A 15859-nucleotide genomic window follows, 5' to 3' on the forward strand; every position below is an offset into this window, starting at 1 on the left:
GCCTTCCGGATGGATATTGCCGTCGATCTGCGTATCGAGAAACACAACCTGACCATAGGCGCGCCACGCCCGGCCGAAATAGTAGTCGCCGTCGCCCGCCGTGGTGATGCGGCAATGATCGAAGACATAGGCTGTGGTTTCCGTCTCGACGCCCCGGCCATGCGCGGTAATGAAAGCACTGCCACGGTCGATGACGTGCAGGTGGCAACGGTCGAAAAATGCCAGGGCATTGCCGAAGATGAAGTCGACGTGACCCTCGATATAGCAGTCCCTGTAATACTGACGGCTCGGTTGGCCCCTCTTCGATCCGGCCATCAGGGTGTCCTGCGCGCCCAGAAGCCGCACCTTCGTCACCACCGCCTTGTCGGCATCGATGGACAGAGCCAGCGCCTGCGCCGGAGCATCGGGTTGTTTGAGGTGGTAGTCGTTCTGGATCGTCAGGTTGGAGGCGCGGAAACCATTACCCGACACGGTCATGGTGGCATTGGGACGCGGTGTATGGGCGTTGTCGCCCCAGACGATCAAAACGTCTTCGGCGGTCTTGCCCTGCCCTTTCAGAACCACATCGGGTTTGGCGACGACCAGTTTTTCCTTGTAGGTACCCGGTGCGATCTCGATGATGCCGCCGGTCTCCGGCAGCGCGGTCAGGGCCTCAGCAATCGTCTTGTGATCCTGCGGCACCTTAAGCACTGTACGGGTCTGCGCAAAAGCAAACGGCGCGGTCAGACCTACGGCGATACCGCCAAGGGCCAGACCACCGGCAAAATGTCGGCGTGAAAGTAACATGAATTTCCTCACTGGGTTTTTTATGTTGTTAGCGCTAACACGTGCGATTTATCTTTATCCGTCGCTGCCTCACCTATTAATTTATCCGATCCAGTTCCGGTCCGGGAAGACCGCCTCAAGTCGCCATTTCGCCGCCTGATCCGCCGTCAGTTTTTTGGCCCAGAAGACGCGCTGACCCATATCGCCCCCGATGCCGGAGGAATTATATTCGGCATAGTGGGCGGTGGCGTAGGTCTCGGTTTTCCCCGGCGTCCATTCGCGCCAGCCTTCCGGATGCAGCGGGGCGTCGATCTGTGTATCGAGGAAGATGACCTGCGCATACGGCCGCCACGCGCGACCGAGATAGAAGGTCGCCCCCTCGCCCGCCGTAATCCGGCAATGGTCGAAGACATAGGCGGTCGTCTCGGTTTCGGCGGTTCGGCTGTGGGCCGTGATAAAGGCCGAACTGCGCGCCAGAATGTGCAGGTGGCAGCGGTCGAAAAAGGCCAGAGCATTGCCGAAGATGAAGTCGACATGACCTTCGATATAGCAGTCCGTATAGTACTGGCGGCTGGGCTGGGTCGGCTTTTTCGACGCCGCATAGAGCGTGTCCTGCGCCCCCAGCAGTCGCACCTTCGTCAGGACGGCGCGGTCGGCGGTCAGGTACAGGGCGACGGCCTGCGACGGGTCGGCATTGTGGTTATAGTCGTTGGAAATGGTCAGGTTGGTGGCGCGAAAGCCGTCGCCGGTCACAGTGAACGAGGCGGATTTACCGGTCCCGCCCGCCATTTTCGAGCTGTCGCCCCAGACGATGACCACATCTTCCGGTTTTTTGCCGGTGCCAACAAGATGCACGTCGGTCTTGGCGAGGGTCAGCTTTTCGCGATAGGTACCCGGCGCGATCTCGATCGTCGCACCGGTATCCCCGACAGCGGTAAAGGCTTCGGCCAGGGTCTTGTACTGCTCCGGCACCTTGAATACGGGGCGCGTTTGGGCCATCGTCGGGAAGGCAGCCAGAGCCGCCGCGCCCGACAGGGTCAGCCCGCCCAGAACCGATCTGCGCGATAAAATCATGTGATAGTCCCTGTTTCAACGTTCTGCGCGTTACTGCGCGCCTTTGTTAGCGCTAACTTTACATAACCGGCGACGTTTGACCAGATGAATTATCACCTGTGATAATTGTTTTTACCGCGCCTTCAGGCTGTATTCCGGCGTCAGGGTCAGCGACTCGATCTTCGCCACCTGCCCGTTTTCGAACACCGGTTTCACCGACGCGTCAAGATAGACCTTGGAATCCTCGCGCAGCGGCATGATGGTCAGGGTCAGCGGCTTGTCCAGTTTCGCGGCATAACGCTTGAGTCCGATGCGCCAGACCTGACCGTTGAAATATTCGTCGTCGAGCATTTCCGGGCCGGAGAACAGGCGCGCCACGTCGCCCTGATAGGTCACGTCCATATAGACATCGGCCACGCCGTCGAGTGCGCCCTTAGGCACCTCGATCGTCCAGCCCGCCGAAGCCCCGAAGCTTTCGGGTTCCGGCACGACCGGGGTGTTTTTCGGGCCGTAGGTCTTGAGCGGCGGGGCCTTGCCCGCCGGACGCAGGACGGTGCGCGTCGCGGTCAGGGTCTTGGGCGTCGCCTGTGCGGTGAAGTTACGGAAAATGCCGTCGGCCTTGCCGGATTTCAAACTCAAGGTGCCGGTCAAATCCACTGCCGGATAGACGCCGAAGCTGAAACTGGCATTGGTCGAGCGCAGTTCGAAACCCTGCGCGTCATCTCCGAACACGTGAGCGTCGCTGAGGATCAGATGTGGTTTGCCCTTGACGTCCACTTTCGTCAGGTGTTCGGCCTGAACATTGGTCAGGACCAGCACGCGGGCGGTTTTGCTGTCTTTGGTTTTCACCGTGACCAGCGCGCCGCTGCCGGGGGTGATCGTCAGGACCGCGCGACCATCGACGACCGTCTTTTTAGCGCCCTTGACCGAGGCGATCTGCGCATTATCGAAGACCAGTTCCGACGCGATATTGCCGGTCGCTTTGAAAACGTAGAGGTCGCCCTCGCCGTCGGCGATCTTCGTCACCGGCTGCGCCGTCGCCCAGATGAGGTTCACGCCTGACAGGTCGAAATTGACCGGCCAGATAAAGGCGTCGCCGTCCCTGACCGTCACGCCCTTCGACGGCAGGGTCAGGCTTTGCGTGCCCAGTTTCACCGTGAACCGCGTGTCGGCGTGTTCGGCCATGCCGTACTGACGGACGTGGTTGTTGACAAAGACGAAGCCCGATGTTGCGTCACCGCGGAACGCCCAGCGCAGGGTTTTCAGGTCTTTGGAATCCGCCGCCTGCGTGTCGGGCGCATAGACGTGGGTGGGCGCCAGCCGGTCACCGAAATCCTTGAGGAAATAATGGATCGGCTTCAACTGGTTGAGGACCGGATGCGCCTGCCCGTACTGACCCAGCGGCGCCTGAAAATCGTAGCCGCGCTTGGGGACATCGTTGAAACCGCCGGTCGCCACGCTTTCGTCGCGCGACGGATAGCCGCCGGGGTTCTGCCCGCCCTGGAACATGTAATAGCCCATCAGGTTGACCCCGGAGCCGACCTTGGTGATGACCATGTCCGAGATATCGTCGGGCTGGATGATGGGGCGACGGCGGTACATCTGCGGCACCCCGCCGCCATATTCCGCGCCGAAGAAGGGCGTGATGTCGCTGTCACGCGCCCCGTCGTCCTGTGACGAGGTCGAGCCCTGCGCGCCGAGGCCCTTTTCGTTGCGAATGCCGAACTGGAACATGTAGCTCGATTTCGGCGGCAGGATGGCGGCCGAGGCCGACCACGGCTCGTCGACATAGGAGCCGAAGACCGGGATGACTTCGCCGCGCGGGAATATCGCGTTGTCCCAGCCGGTCACCGAATAGAGCGGCACGTCGAAACCGTCGGCAATAGCCATTTCCTTCAGGTTGGCGATATGATCACGACCCTGATTGGGGCCGTTACGGTTATATTCGTTCTCCAGCTGAAAGCCGATGACCGGCCCGCCGTCTTTCCACAGTAGGCCCTTCACCTGCTGAAAGGTCTGCTTGTAGAAGGCATCGACATAGCTGAGATAAACCGGGTCGTTGCCGCGCGTCGGCACCGAATCGACAACCCAGTCGGGGATGCCGCCGAAGCGCACCTCGGCATGGGCCCACGGGCCGGGGCGCAGATAGACATACATCCCGTGTTTCGCACACAGTTCGACGAAGGTTTTCAGATCGCGGTCGCCGGACCAGTCGAATTTGCCCGGCAGCTCTTCGTGGTGCTGCCAGATGATATAGGTCGCCACGACATTGACGCCTGCGGCCTTCATCTTGAGGATCTGTTCTTCCCAGTAGGCGTGCGGGAAGCGGGTATAGTGGAATTCGCCCATCACCGGAACGACCGGCTTGCCGCCGATCCTGAGGTATTGGCTGTTGACCTCTATGGTCTCGCCCGACGGTGATCGATTGGCGCCCATTTTCAGCGTGTTTTGCAGCGGCGCGGGTGGAGCCTTGCTGGCATCGAGCGTCACGGTCTTGGCGGAGGCCTGCACAGCCATCATCATGACCGCCAGCGCCGTGGCGGTACCCCAGTGTGTTTTCGGCATTTTGTCGCTCCCCTTTTGTATGATTATTTGTAATATAAAAGCTGGGAGCAAAAAATCAAACGCAAAACCTGTGCCCGTCGCTGATTATCGATTGCATAAGGGTTTCAGGCCCGATTATCGGGGGAACGGTGACCGGATTCAATCCCCTTTCGCGTACGGTCCTTTGCCACCGTCAGTGATAAACCGTTCCACGCGCGCCGTCACCAGCGGCAGAGGCACGCTGCCCAGATCGAGGATCGTGTCGTGGAAGGCGCGAATATCGAAACGGTCACCGAGCGCCGTTTCGGCCCTCTGACGCGCCTCTTTGATGGTCAGATAACCGAGATAGTAACTCAGCGCCTGCCCCGGCCAGGTGATGTAGCGATCAACCTCGGTGGTCAGTTCGTGCTCGCTCAAGGCCGTATTGTCGCGCATGAAGGCCTGCGCCTGTTCGCGCGTCCAGCCCTTGGCGTGGATGCCGGTATCGACCACCAGACGCGCCGCCCGCCACATCTGATAGGACAGGTAACCGAACCGCTCATAGGGCGTCTCGTAGATGCCCATCTCCAGCCCCAGATACTCCGCATAGAGCGCCCAGCCCTCGCCATAGGCCGAGATATAGGTGCGTTGGCGGAAATCGGCCAGATCCTTGTTTTCCAACGACAAAGGCATCTGAAACGCATGGCCCGGCGCCGATTCGTGCAAGGTGAGCGCCGGCAGTGAATAGAGTGGACGCGACTTCAGGTCGTAGGTATTGACCCAGTAGGCGCCCGGCCCGCCTCGACCGCTGGTGTAAAACGGCGCGATTTCCGGCGCCACCGGATAGATGCCGAAGCGTTGCCGCGGCAGACGCCCGAAATAGTCCCCGGCCTTCGCATCGAAGCGTTTGGACACCCACGCGGCCCGATACAGCAGGTCCTGAGGCGTCTGCGCGTAAAACTGAGGGTCGGTGCGCAGGAAGGTCAGAAAGTCGCCCAGAGAGCCTTTAAAGCCGACCTCGGTCATGATCGTCTGCATGTCGGCGCGGATTTTCGCCACTTCCCGAAGACCGATGGCATGGATTTCGTCGGGCGACAGGTCGAGCGTCGTATAGGCGCGTATCTGAGCCTGATAGTAGGCTTTCCCGTCGGGCAACCCGGTGGCCGCCAGTCCCGTGCGGGCTTTCGGGATATAGTCGGCGACCATGAAGGTCAGCAGTTTCTGATGTGCCGGGATGACGCGGGTGGCGATGGCGGCCTCGGCCTGGGCTTGCAGATCGGCCTTGAGCGAGTCACTGAAACCCGACGGCAGGGTCAGGAACGGTTTGAAATAGACCGTGTCGCGCGGTTGGGCGTCGGCGACGCGGGCGATGCTGGCCTCGCGTCCGGTGAGGGTCACTTTCGGCGGCGTGAACCCGCGTTTGAGGCCTGCGCGCATATTGTCGATATTCTGGTCGAAATAGCGCGGGACGTCGTTCAACTGTTTGATATAGTTCCGGTAATCGGTCTCCGTCCGGAATGACCCCGACGCGCCGTAGGCCAGATCGCTCCAGAAGGCCGAGTCCGAATTGAGCGGCTTTTCGTAGTCGCGAAAGACCTGTCCGTCGATCAAAGCGTCGATCTGGGTTTTGTAAACGATGTAGTCGTCGCGTTCGCGCGGGCTGAGCGCCGTCTGGTCGATAGCCTGTAGTTTGGCCCTCACCTTGAGCCAGTATTCGAGGCGCTGTTTTTGTGCCGCCGGTCCGACATCGGCCAGACGGTCGGGGATGCCGCCGCGTTCGGTCTCCTCGCTGTCGGCCTGTTGCGCCCCTCGCCACGTCCATTCCGCGCTATAGATAGCCTTCAGGCGCGCACCTTCACCGGTCGCCTGCGCCATCCCGGTGGCCGGAACGATGCTCAGGGCCAAGGCCATTAAAACGGCTGAGAAGTGTGTTAAGGGGATAGCCATGATCGGGCAGATTGATGCCGAGTCTCGGAACCTGACAAGTTTTTTTGGTCGGGGCCACCGAAAGGTCGGTTCCGGTGGTCTCCGGCAAATCCCGGTGACTCCCCTCCCCTCGTCGGTTGGCGGGCTTGGGCGACCCTTCAAAGGTCGCCAAAAGCCAGCCATCGCACGATCACCGCCGCAAACTGTCTGCGTTAAAGAGAAAGGTTAGTGAATCTAGTTAAGTAAGTTAAGGTCGGAAACGGTCGTATTTCCCCTTATAGATCAGTGGTGTAAGGCTTTGTTAATCTCTGATACCCCGTCCTTGCGTCACCGTTCCCCCGCGTGAGCCGTCTCTGTTCCCCCGTGGGTCCGGTCACTCTTCCCCCGTCAGGTATCGCGGAAAATTCAAGGCTTTTCCACAGCTTGTGAACGGTATTTAACTATAGTTCCGGCCGCAAAAGCGGTCACCGATCCCCCGAAAGCGCCGCAAAAGCCGAAAAACCCAAGGAAAAGCGTCAATAATGACTCTGTAAAGACTTTGGGCAGAGTCCCGGTCACCGATCCCCCGACTCAAGGGCGGCGAATCGGTCACTGTTCCCCCGTTGGTTCGGTCTTTAATCCCCCGTGGATATAGTCACCGATCCCCCGATGGTTTAATCGGCAAACCGTTTGTGCATAAGGCCATCGACCTCCAGCGCGCGTTCATCTTCCAAATTCTGACGTTCCAGCGCTTTCAGGGCGTCGCGGACCTTGGCGCGTTCCTCGGCATTGCGACGGATGAAGTGGACGGCGGGCGAACCGTCCGCCGTCTTGGTCATCGTCATCTCGTATTCGGGCAAGGCGTTTTTCACCAGAATGCGTTTCAGCAAATAGGTGAACTGTTTCAACGGGCTATCCGATCCCGTTTTCTCGTGAAGTAAAGAGATTCGACACGTCCAGCCGTCCGATTGGTCACCCGCATGCTTGCGCGCCACGCGGTAGAGCGCCCGCTCCATGCCGCCGGTCAGCAGGAAATAGTCCGGGTGCATGGTCAGCAGCGACCGTTCGGTGACGATACCCTGATAGACCCAGTCCGACAGGGTGATCGAGATGCCGCGCGGGGCCTCGGTCACCGGGTCGACCTCAAGCTGAAAAGCGTCGATCCAGCCGAACTGCGCCTTGTCCTTGCGTTTGGGGGCGCGGATCGAGGTCTGGATCGTCGTCGATTCCAGCCGTTGCAGCGCCGCGTTCAGTTCCTGATAGGATTTGCCGCCGGTATCGCGCTTGATGGCGCGCAGCAGGTCGTAGGACGTCGTTTTCAGCGTCCGCGGCAGGTCGTTGACCCCCTGCTCTTTCAGCCGGTTGAGCGCCGACGACGCCCAGATCATGATGTCGGCGTCCCAGATCGTGGCGATGCCGAATTCGGCGTTCCCGGAGACCTTGACCCAGGTATCGCCGTCCGGCGACGTATATTCGATCGGTTTGAGGCGCTTGCGCTTGGCGAGGGAGAAAAACGGCCGCTCCATCACCTCGCGCTGGTCCTTCAGCGACATGTCGCTGACTAGCGGGATGAACAGGTCGAATTGCGATTCCGAAGCGCGGCGAACCATGACTTACAGTTTTCCTTCGGCTTTCAACTTGGCTTCGAGCACCTCGACGGCCTGCTCGAACACCTGACCCAGAACGAGCCCCTGCGCATCGGCCAACGCATAGAAGCGACGCAGGGCCTCGTCGGTGACCTTGAGATTGAGCTGGCGATTGCGGCCCGTCCGATAACGGCGTTGCAGAACGGGCTCGACCGCTGCCGTCGGTTCCGGCGTCAGGGCCTCGCGCGACGGAAAGCCCCGCGCCTCGGCGACCGCGCGCAAAGCGTCCTTGTCGGGCTTGGGCTTCGTCTTGGGCGTAAAGGCCGACAGATCGAGATCGTCGTCGAAAATAGAAGCGCGTTCAGACACTTAAGCTACCTCTTGTTGAAGGTTCTGGCCCTCTTTGAGCAGTTCGATCGCTTCACTGACGAAGTCGCGGGCATTGGCGATGGCCTTGTCGATATTGGCGACCTGTTTGGGATCCAGGCTTTCCAGCGTGCCACCGAACGAGAACATCGCCTTGAAGGCTTCGCGCTCGTGCAGTTGCGTGTTGAACAGCTTGATGCCGTGGCTGTGCAGTTGTTCGTGGATGGCGCTCAATGTGCGCGGCTTGATGACCGGATTGGTGCGAGTCAAAAGGACCGCGTGCGGGATCGGCCGGCGCGATTGACGCTCGGTATTCTTGATAAGACTCAAGGCCTTGGCCGCCTGCTTGGCATCAAGCTGAGACCCTTGAGTCGGTACGACCACCAGATCCGAGGCTCCGATGGCATAGGCGACCGTCAGCGACGCCGTGCCTTCGCAATCGACCACCACGAAGGGCGCCTCGGCGGCGGCCTCTTCTATCTTGTCGAGGATGTTTTCCTGATTGGCGTCCGACACGATGCGGATATTGGCCGGGCATTCGGCCAGTTGCGACCAGGCATGGATCGGACGGTTCGGGTCGGCATCGATGACGATGACCTTGGCCTTGCGTGCCAGCTGCGTCGCCATCAGCGTCGCTGCCGTTGTCTTGCCGACGCCGCCCTTGGGCGAAATGAACGAAATGACCGGCATTGGCGGACTCCCGGGTAACTACCCGATAGCTGTTGGCTTGCGGGCGCGCTCAAAAATTAATAGAGTGTTAACGCAAACTGCGCCGATTCGACCTGAGGGTCCAGCGAAGCGCTTACCGATAGCTAGAGGACGGCTAACAGGTAGATAGCCCGAAGCTGCCCGTGACCTGTCTGATATCTTGCCGATAGCCTGCGGTTAGCGTTCCGTTAGCTATGTTCTAGCTTTCCAATAGCTAACGGAAAGTTAATAGCCAACCGAAAGCTTGTATAAATCTAGCGGATAGCGTGAGGATATCTTTCGGGTAGCTATCGGATTGAAGGGCAAGAATTAAGACTTAAACGTCGTGGGGTCGCGGACACCACACCCCGAAACATGTGAATATAAACTGAAATAAATCAGCATTCTAAAGCAAGGTACCAATCAGATATCCGCAAAGAAATGCCTACCATAAAGCTGGTAGCTATCAGATAGGCGCCCTGGTTTGCGGACCCGGTTTGACAAGCCCGTATCGTGACGGTAAAAATTGTCCGACAAAATCAGATTGCGCCCATCGCAACAGTCCAGCAGTCAGGAGACGACATGACGACCCGCACCCCTCCCTTTTCCCGTCGTCATTTCATGCTGGGTGCCGCCACAACCGGAGCCGCCCTGACTACGGCGTCGCAGGTTCAGGCCAAAGCGACCCCCATCGTCAATCCCGTCGTCCTGCAACGCGCCGATGCGCAAATCTTCCACCACACCGACGGCTATTACTATATGACGGCCTCGGTGCCCGAATACGACCGCCTCATCCTGCGTCGTTCCAAAACTTTAGGCGGCTTTACGACGACCGAAGAGGTCGTGGTCTGGAAGCGGCCCGCAACCGGTCAGATGGGTGGCTATATCTGGGCGCCGGAATTGCACTGGTTCGGTGGCCAGTGGCACCTTTATTTCGCCGCCGGCAATAGCGACGACAAGTTCCATATCCGCACCTATGTCCTGTCGTGTAAGGAAAAGAACCCGCTCAAAGGCAAGTGGAGCCTGACGGGGCAGGTCGAAATGCCTTGGGACAGCTTCAACCTCGATTCGACCGTCTTCGAGCACAAGGGTGTCCGCTATCTGTGCTGGGCGCAGAAGGAACCCGGAATCGCCACCAACAGCAACCTTTACCTCGCACCGCTGGTTTCGCCGACCAAACTGGGGACTAAGCCCGTGCGCCTGACGGTGCCGACGCTCGACTGGGAAATCGTCGGTTATAAGGTCGCCGAAGCCCCGGCGTTTCTGGTGCGCAACGACCGTATTTTCCTGACCTATTCGGCGGCGGCGACCGACGCCAACTACTGTCTGGGCATGTTGACGGCCAGGGCCGATGCCGACCTTATGAACCCGGACTCGTGGGTGAAATCCCAGCAACCGGTATTCAAAACCTCGGCCAAAAACAAAGTCTTCGGGCCGGGCCACAACAGCTTTACCGTCGATGAGAAGGGCAGGGACGTCCTCGTCTATCACGGGCGCGATTACGAGCAGGTCAAGAGCCCGCTGCACGATCCCAATCGCCACACCCGGATGCAGTATTTCACCTACCGTGCGGATGGTACGCCCGATTTCGGCGAACCCGTCGCCAACGGCCTTTTGAAATAGCTATCGGATAGCTATTGGGTTTCGGGGTGCAGGGGGCCGAGCCCCCTGCGTCTTGACGTGCTTTAAAATATACCTTGGTCTGACTTGCCAGAGCGTCAAAGATAGCGCTAACATCGCCTGCACAGGGACGGTGAAGACCGGCCATATATAAACAGGCCAAAGGCCGGACCGGGCAGTCTACCGTTTTTCGATCCCTTGAGATCGGACGTCTTTGCCGTGGCCGAACCTATGCCATCAGCGAAGAGTCAGACCATGAAATTGCGCCTCCTTTTATCTGCGACCCTGTGGCTGGCGGTGAGTGCCGGTGCTTTTGCCGAAGCGCCGACGATTTCGACGGGGACTGACGGACGGCTGGTCTATGCAACGACCGCCGACGGCCAGCGAATGATCGACTTTTCTCATGCGGGGTATGGCGGGGGCGGGGTGGCCCTGCCGTCGCCGCAGCCGACTCTGGTCGTGAAACCGGTTCGCGGGGACGCGGGCGCAGCGATTCAGGCGGCCATCGACCTCGTTGCGGCGCGTCAGCCGGACGCCAGTGGCATCCGCGGCGTGATCCTGCTGGCCCCCGGCGAATATCGTATCAAGGGGCAGCTTCGTATCACTGCCAGTGGCATTGTCCTGCGTGGATCGGGTACCGGCGACAAAGGCACCATCCTGATCGCTGACGGGCACGATCGGCGCACCCTGATCGACGTGGCCGGGGAGGGGGGCCTGACCGAAACCGCCAATACCCGCCGCGACGTGTCGGGTCGTGCGCCGACGGGCACGGCGACGCTCGAACTGGCCGATACGACGGGGCTGAAAGTCGGGGACGCCCTGGTGGTTCACCGGCCTTCGACCAAGGCGTGGATTGCCGCGCTCAAGATGGATCAGTTCCCCGGCTGGCGACCTGAAAACCGCCTGCACTGGCAACCCGGGACGCGCGACATCGTCTGGGAGCGCCGCATCGTCGCCGTCACCGGCAAGACGGTGACGCTCGATGCGTCCCTGACGACGACCCTGGCGCCCGAAGACGGGGCCTATGTCTCAGCCTATGCCTTCGAGGGTCGTCTGCGTCAGGTCGGCATCGAGAACCTGCGGCTGGTATCAAGCTACGACCAAAAGCGCCCTAAGGACGAGGACCATAGCTGGGTCGCCATCGGTCTCGACAAGGTCGAGGACGTCTGGGTGCGCGACGTCGAAACGCGTCATTTCGTCAGCTACGCCGTTCATATCGGACCCGACGCGCGGCGCGTGACGGTGCAGGACATCGCCGCACTCGATCCCGTGGGCGAGGTCGGCGGGTTCCGCCGCCGCATGTTCTACACGGCGGGGCAGCAAACCCTGATCCAGCGCTGTTTCAGCCGTCACGGCGGCCACGACCTGTCGACCGGTCATGCGGCGGCGGGACCGAACGTCTTCCTCGATTGCCGCACCGAAGAATCGCTCGACGACAGCGGGCCGCTGGAAAGCTGGGCGTCGGGGGTACTGTTCGACCGGGTGAAAATTCGCGGCGACGCCCTGCGCCTGACCGACCGCGATACGGACGGCCAAGGCGCGGGCTGGGCCGCCGCCAATTCCGTGGTGTGGAATTCGGAGGCCACCGATATCGAGGCGCGCAATCCGCCGGGCGCGTGGAATCTGGCCTTCGGGTCGATGGCGACCGTCCACGGCGACGGCATCGTCACCGACACGCGCGCCGTGGCCTTCCGCGACTTTTATCGTGGCGAACCGATCGGGCCGTCCAGCCTGTACCGCGTGCAGTTGTTCGACCGGCTGGGCGAGGCGGGGCTGAAGGCATTGGAGCGTCAGGCGGTATCGACCGATGCGACCGGTGTACCCGTGCTGACCGCCGCCGACATCAAGGCCTATGAGTCGCGTCTGGTCACCGCGCAACCGGTGCCGAAAGGGCCGCTTAGGGTTGAAAACGGGCGTTTCGTCATCGACGGGCAGCCGGCCTGGACCGGCGTGATGAGCTATTCGTGGTTTCAGGGCCAGATCCCACCGACGCTTGCACCCACCTTCGGCCATGCGCTGGTGCGCTACGTGCCGGGGCGGACGGGGACGGGCTATACCGACGATCTGGAGACCGTGGTCGAGGCGATGAAGCCCGGCATGGCGTTCAATCAGTTCTACCCGCTGTGGTACGACCGGCGGCGGGTCAATCACAATTACGACGGCTCCGCCGAACGCGATACGGGCGAGGTGTGGGGCCCGCTTCTGGAGCAGCCGTGGGCGCGCAGCGGCGAAGGTGTGGCCTGGGACGGTCTGAGCAAGTACGATCTGACGAAATATAATCCGTGGTATTTCGACCGTATTTCGGACTTCGCAAAGCTGGCCGATCAGCGCGGGCGCATCCTCTATTACAACTTCTATTTCCAGCATAATCTGCTCGAAAGCCGCGCCCACTATGCCGATTTCGCGTGGCGGCCGGAAAACACGATCCAGCCGACGGGGCTCCCGTTCGAAGTGCCCGCCGCCAATATCTTCTACGACGTGAGCGATCCGCTGCGCCGCGACCTGCACCGCCGCTATATTCGACATAGCCTCGACGTGCTGAAAGACCGCACCAATGTCGTCTATGGCATCGATCAGGAATATACGGGCGACGATCGCTTCCTCGACTTCTGGTTCGACGAACTGACGGCATGGTCCAAGCAGAATCGCAAGCCGGTTTATATCAATCTCAAACTGCCTAAGCCGCAACTCGATCGTATTCTGGCCGATCCGGTGCGCGGCCCTAAAGTAGCGGCGGTCGAGTTCCATCACTGGGTCTATCGCCCCGACGGCAGCCTCTATTCGGTGAAGAGCGGCATCAACCGCGCACCACGCGAGCAGACCGACGACATCGTGCGCGAGTCCGATGTCGCGGCCTTGAAGGCCGCCAATCCCGGTTTGCCTGTCGATCCGCAAAAGCTGAAGGCGACCTCGCTGTACGGGGCCATGCGCGACGGTCTGTGGAAGACGACCAAGCCCATGCAGTATCGGGCGTGGCGCGAATATCGCGACCGCTATCCGCACATCGTCGTGCTGACGACGCAGGACCGTTATCCGGAGCTGACAGCCGCTATTGAAGCCGCCTTGCCCGACGCCAAACGCGCCGGTCTGGTCCCCGTCGAGGCGGTGGTGGAGGGGCGCGACACGGCATGGGCGTCGAAGCATCCGTCTGGCGCGTGGCTGGTCTATTCGCCCGAAGGCAAGGCGGTGCGGCTCGATCCGGCGCAGGTCGCGGGGTCTTTTCGTGTCACGTGGATTTCCCCGGAAGGTGCTGCGGACGGCGGTCAATGGCGTGCCGATCAGCCGTTGACGGCTCCGGCGGGCCATAGCTGGGCCGCGTGGCTGACGCCGGAAACCGCGCAATAGGAGAACGATATGACCGATTTCAAACCGCATCGCCGCGACGTGATCGCCGGGACTTTGGCCGCCGTTCTGGCCACCTCGGCGCGCGCTCAGACCCCCGCTCCCAACGCCGGGCCTCTGGTCGAAAGCTGGCCGGAACCGTCGGGAACCATCGACCTGTGGCCGAAGGGCGCGCCCGGTGCGCCGAATGTCCTGCCGCAGGAAAAGACGACCGAACGCAGCAAGGACCCGGCCATTCACGACCGCTTTACCCTTGGCATCAGCCAGCCGCGCATGGCGGTCTTTCGTCCGGCCAAACCGAACGGCGCGGCGCTTCTGATCACGCCGGGCGGCGGCTATAGCTGGGTGGTGGTCGATCGCGAAGGTTATGAAATCGCCGGGCATTTTGCGAAACTGGGCTTCACCTGCTTCGTTCTGTTCTACCGACTGCCGGCCGATGGTTGGACCGAGGGCTACAACGCGCCTCTGGCCGATGCTCAGCGCGCGGTGCGTCTGATCCGGCACAAGGCGGCGGACTTCGGTATCGATCCGGCGCGCGTGGCCCATATGGGGTTTTCGGCGGGCGGCCATCTGTGCTGCGACCTCAATGCGCGCTTCGATACCAGGACCTACGAGGCCGTCGACGCCGCCGACGCCCTGTCGGCGCGGCCTTTCCTGTCGGCGCCGATCTATCCGGTGCAGACCATGACGCCGGGCGTGACCCATATGGGATCGCGCAAGAACCTGATCGGCGATAATCCGACACCGGAAATGGAGGCTCTGCTGACCCCGGCGCGCAATGTCACCGCTGCCTCGCCGCCGTGCTTCCTGGTTCACGCCGAAGACGATGCCGCTGTGCCGCCGGAAAATGCCATCGAATACCGGGCGGCTCTGAAAGCCCATAAGGTGCCGGTCGCTCTGCACCTGTTTACCGAAGGCGGGCATGGATTCGGCATCCGCAAGACCGTCGGGTCGCCGTGCGCGGCGTGGCCCGATCTGTTCATGGGGTTCGCCCGCAAACAGGGCTTGGCCAGCTAAGTGTTGTGATGTCATATGAATAATGATAGGCAGGGCGGCATAGAGGGTGGGAGGACAGAATGACAGGCCCCGTCAACGGTATTGTTCCCGTCATGCTGACGCCGTTCACCGCCGACAACCGTATCGATTACGAAGGCCTGAGCCGTCTGATCGAGTGGTATATCGCGGGCGGTGCCGACGCTCTGTTCGCCGTCTGCCTGTCCAGCGAGATGTTTTTCCTGTCGCCACAGGAGCGGCGCGAACTGGGCCGGTTTGTGGTCGAAACCGTCCGCGGCCGGGTGCAGGTGCTGGTCTCGGGCCACGTCAGCGAGGATGAAGCCGCGCAAAAGGCCGATCTGCGCGCCGCAGCCGACAGCGGGGCCGATGCGGTGGTCTTGATTACGAATAGAATGGATGAGCAGGCGTTTCTGCCGCAACTGGACCGTCTGGTTCAGGCCTTGCCGCAGGATATCGATCTGGGTCTGTACGAGTGTCCCCGCCCGCAGCGGCGTTTGTTGACAGATGCTGAATTGCAGCACTGTTTGGATATGGATCGCTTTGTCATTCTGAAAGACGTGTCGTGCGATCTGTCGGTGGTCAAACGCCGTCTGGCTTTGGCCAGGGGCTCGCGGCTGGCCATCAGCAACGCCAATGCGGCGATTGCCTTCGATGCCATGACCGCCGGGGCGCGCGGTTTTTGCGGCATCTTCGCCAATTTCGCACCGGACCTGTACAAGTGGTTGCTGACGCAGGGCGAGCGCCATCCTGAGGTCGCGGCGCAGGTCGCCCCGGTGCTGGCGGTGGGCTCGTTGTGCGAGATGTTCGGCTATCCGGCGCTGGCCAAGCGCTACCATCAGCGACTGGGGACGTTCGGGTCTATCCATACGCGGGCCCTGGGGGATGATTTCGACCTCCATGCGCGTTGCTGGGCGGTCGAAGACGTGCTTGATAATATCGAAGCGTCGATCGAGACGGCGCGGGCGGCGGTCCGGCAACTGACCGTTGCCGCCTAATCA

The 15859-nt window shown here is 61.1% G+C and carries 11 protein-coding genes; 4 read left to right on the forward strand and 7 right to left on the reverse strand.

Features of this window, described 5'->3' with window-relative positions:
* From AEYBE204_RS31030 to AEYBE204_RS31060, 7 genes are all read right to left on the reverse strand, one after another.
* Positions 1 to 786, reverse strand: a 786-nt coding sequence (locus AEYBE204_RS31030) for a pectinesterase family protein (protein ID WP_023462441.1), incomplete at its 3' end; no start/stop codon positions are given.
* Positions 787 to 867: 81 nt separating this feature from the next.
* Positions 868 to 1839: a pectinesterase family protein gene (locus AEYBE204_RS31035; RefSeq protein WP_023462442.1), complete on the reverse strand. Its 972-nt coding sequence runs from the start codon at positions 1837 to 1839 to the stop codon at positions 868 to 870.
* A gap of 111 nt (positions 1840 to 1950) precedes the next feature.
* Positions 1951 to 4383 carry a beta-galactosidase gene (locus AEYBE204_RS31040; RefSeq protein ID WP_023462443.1) on the reverse strand — a complete coding sequence of 811 codons (2433 nt, stop codon included), beginning with the start codon at positions 4381 to 4383 and terminating at the stop codon, positions 1951 to 1953.
* Between the two features lie 138 nt (positions 4384 to 4521).
* Entirely contained in the window at positions 4522 to 6252 is a 1731-nt protein-coding gene (locus tag AEYBE204_RS31045) for a DUF885 family protein (RefSeq protein ID WP_023462444.1), read from the reverse strand.
* A gap of 668 nt (positions 6253 to 6920) precedes the next feature.
* Positions 6921 to 7856: a replication initiator protein A gene (locus AEYBE204_RS31050; RefSeq protein WP_023462445.1), complete on the reverse strand. Its 936-nt coding sequence runs from the start codon at positions 7854 to 7856 to the stop codon at positions 6921 to 6923.
* A 3-nt stretch (positions 7857 to 7859) separates the two neighbouring features.
* On the reverse strand, positions 7860 to 8201 hold the full coding sequence (locus AEYBE204_RS31055) for a hypothetical protein (protein ID WP_023462446.1): 342 nt from the start codon (positions 8199 to 8201) through the stop codon (positions 7860 to 7862).
* A complete protein-coding gene (locus tag AEYBE204_RS31060; RefSeq protein WP_023462447.1) occupies positions 8202 to 8888 on the reverse strand; it encodes a ParA family protein in 687 nt (228 codons plus the stop codon).
* A 579-nt stretch (positions 8889 to 9467) separates the two neighbouring features.
* Here AEYBE204_RS31060 and AEYBE204_RS31065 point away from each other — a divergent pair.
* The 4 genes from AEYBE204_RS31065 to AEYBE204_RS31075 all read left to right on the forward strand — a co-directional run bounded on the left by AEYBE204_RS31065 (position 9468) and on the right by AEYBE204_RS31075 (position 15856).
* Positions 9468 to 10508 (forward strand): family 43 glycosylhydrolase, encoded by a 1041-nt coding sequence (locus AEYBE204_RS31065; RefSeq protein WP_023462448.1) that lies wholly within the window; start codon positions 9468 to 9470, stop codon positions 10506 to 10508.
* Between the two features lie 252 nt (positions 10509 to 10760).
* Positions 10761 to 13850 carry a DUF6298 domain-containing protein gene (locus tag AEYBE204_RS0120360; protein ID WP_023462449.1) on the forward strand — a complete coding sequence of 1030 codons (3090 nt, stop codon included), beginning with the start codon at positions 10761 to 10763 and terminating at the stop codon, positions 13848 to 13850.
* A gap of 9 nt (positions 13851 to 13859) precedes the next feature.
* Positions 13860 to 14864: an alpha/beta hydrolase gene (locus AEYBE204_RS31070; protein ID WP_023462450.1), complete on the forward strand. Its 1005-nt coding sequence runs from the start codon at positions 13860 to 13862 to the stop codon at positions 14862 to 14864.
* 59 nt (positions 14865 to 14923) lie between these two features.
* A complete protein-coding gene (locus AEYBE204_RS31075) occupies positions 14924 to 15856 on the forward strand; it encodes a dihydrodipicolinate synthase family protein (RefSeq protein WP_035442025.1) in 933 nt (310 codons plus the stop codon).
* Positions 15857 to 15859: the final 3 nt, after the last annotated feature.

Origin of the sequence: Asticcacaulis sp. YBE204 (genome assembly GCF_000495855.1) — a bacterium.
In the GTDB taxonomy this organism is placed as follows: Bacteria; Pseudomonadota; Alphaproteobacteria; order Caulobacterales; family Caulobacteraceae; genus Asticcacaulis.